The following is a 2,336-nucleotide window of genomic DNA, read 5'->3' on the forward strand; positions in this document are numbered from 1 at the left end:
AGGTTAACCGAATAGGGGAGCCGTAGAGAAATCGAGTCTTAATAGGGCGTTTAGTTGCTGGGTATAGACCCGAAACCGGGTGATCTATCCATGAGCAGGTTGAAGGTTAGGTAACACTGACTGGAGGACCGAACCCACTGTCGTTGAAAAGCCAGGGGATGACTTGTGGATAGGGGTGAAAGGCTAATCAAACTCGGTGATAGCTGGTTCTCCCCGAAAGCTATTTAGGTAGCGCCTCGGACGAATACCATTGGGGGTAGAGCACTGTTTCGGCTAGGGGGTCATCCCGACTTACCAAACCGATGCAAACTCCGAATACCAATGAGTACTATCCGGGAGACAGACTGCGGGTGCTAACGTCCGTAGTCAAGAGGAAAACAATCCAGACCGCCAGCTAAGGCCCCAAAATCATAGTTAAGTGGGAAACGATGTGGGAAGGCATAGACAGCTAGGAGGTTGGCTTAGAAGCAGCCACCCTTTAAAGAAAGCGTAATAGCTCACTAGTCGAGTCGGCCTGCGCGGAAGATGTAACGGGGCTAAAACTATGTGCCGAAGCTGCGGATGTATACTTTGTATACGTGGTAGGGGAGCGTTCTGTAAGCCGATGAAGGTGGATTGAGAAGTCTGCTGGAGGTATCAGAAGTGCGAATGCTGACGTGAGTAACGACAAAGCGGGTGAAAAACCCGCTCGCTGAAAGACCAAGGGTTCCAGTCCAACGTTAATCGGGGCTGGGTGAGTCGACCCCTAAGGCGAGGCCGAAAGGCGTAGTCGATGGGAAATTGGTTAATATTCCAATACTTCAGTGTAATGCGATGAGAGGACGGAGAAGGTTAAGTCAGCCTGGCGTTGGTTGTCCAGGTGGAAGGAAGTAGGCATGCATCTTAGGCAAATCCGGGGTGCTCTATGCTGAGATCTGATAGCAAGCTGTACTTGTACAGTGAAGTGGCTGATACCATACTTCCAGGAAAAGTCTCTAAGCTTCAGTTACACTGGAATCGTACCCGAAACCGACACAGGTGGTCAGGTCGAGTAGACCAAAGCGCTTGAGAGAACTCTGCTGAAGGAACTAGGCAAAATGGTACCGTAACTTCGGGAGAAGGTACGCTGCTTTTGGTGATGGAACTTGCTTCCTGAGCTGAGAGCAGCCACAGAAACCAGGCCCCTGCAACTGTTTATTAAAAACATAGCACTCTGCAAACACGAAAGTGGACGTATAGGGTGTGATGCCTGCCCGGTGCTGGAAGGTTAATTGATGGGGTTAGCGTAAGCGAAGCTCTTGATCGAAGCCCCAGTAAACGGCGGCCGTAACTATAACGGTCCTAAGGTAGCGAAATTCCTTGTCGGGTAAGTTCCGACCTGCACGAATGGCATAATGATGGGGGCGCTGTCTCCAGCAGAGGCTCAGTGAAATCGAAATCGCCGTGAAGATGCGGTGTACCCGCGGCTAGACGGAAAGACCCCGTGAACCTTTACTGCAGCTTGACATTGAACTTTGATCTTACTTGTGTAGGATAGGTGGGAGGCTTTGAAGCTGGGACGCTAGTCCTAGTGGAGCCAATCTTGAAATACCACCCTGGTAATATTGAGGTTCTAACTCTGTCCCGTTATCCGGGACGAGGACCATGTCTGGTGGGTAGTTTGACTGGGGCGGTCTCCTCCTAAAGAGTAACGGAGGAGTACGAAGGTGCGCTCAGCGTGGTCGGAAATCACGCGTAGAGTATAAAGGCAAAAGCGCGCTTAACTGCGAGACCCACAAGTCGAGCAGGTACGAAAGTAGGTCTTAGTGATCCGGTGGTTCTGTATGGAAGGGCCATCGCTCAACGGATAAAAGGTACTCTGGGGATAACAGGCTGATACCGCCCAAGAGTTCATATCGACGGCGGTGTTTGGCACCTCGATGTCGGCTCATCTCATCCTGGGGCTGAAGCAGGTCCCAAGGGTATGGCTGTTCGCCATTTAAAGAGGTACGCGAGCTGGGTTTAGAACGTCGTGAGACAGTTCGGTCCCTATCTACCGTGGGCGTTGGAAATTTGAGAGGATCTGCTCCTAGTACGAGAGGACCAGAGTGGACGAACCTCTGGTGTACCGGTTGTGACGCCAGTCGCATCGCCGGGTAGCTATGTTCGGAAGGGATAACCGCTGAAAGCATCTAAGCGGGAAGCCTACCTCAAGATAAGATTTCCCCGAGACTTTATGTCTCCTAAAGAGCCGTTGAAGACTACGACGTTGATAGGTTGGATGTGGAAGCATAGTGATATGTGAAGCTGACCAATACTAATTGCTCGTGAGGCTTGACTATACAACACCCAAACAGTTGTTGTATAAAGCATCAATT

1 rRNA gene is annotated in these 2,336 nt (G+C 50.8%); it reads left to right on the plus strand.

Annotated elements, in window-relative coordinates:
• Window positions 1-2,300 (plus strand): 23S ribosomal RNA (locus tag FTT87_RS15705); the annotation flags it as partial.
• Window positions 2,301-2,336: the final 36 nt, after the last annotated feature.

The sequence above is a fragment of the Acinetobacter sp. YH01022 genome, from assembly GCF_013420235.1.
GTDB lineage: Bacteria > Pseudomonadota > Gammaproteobacteria > Pseudomonadales > Moraxellaceae > Acinetobacter.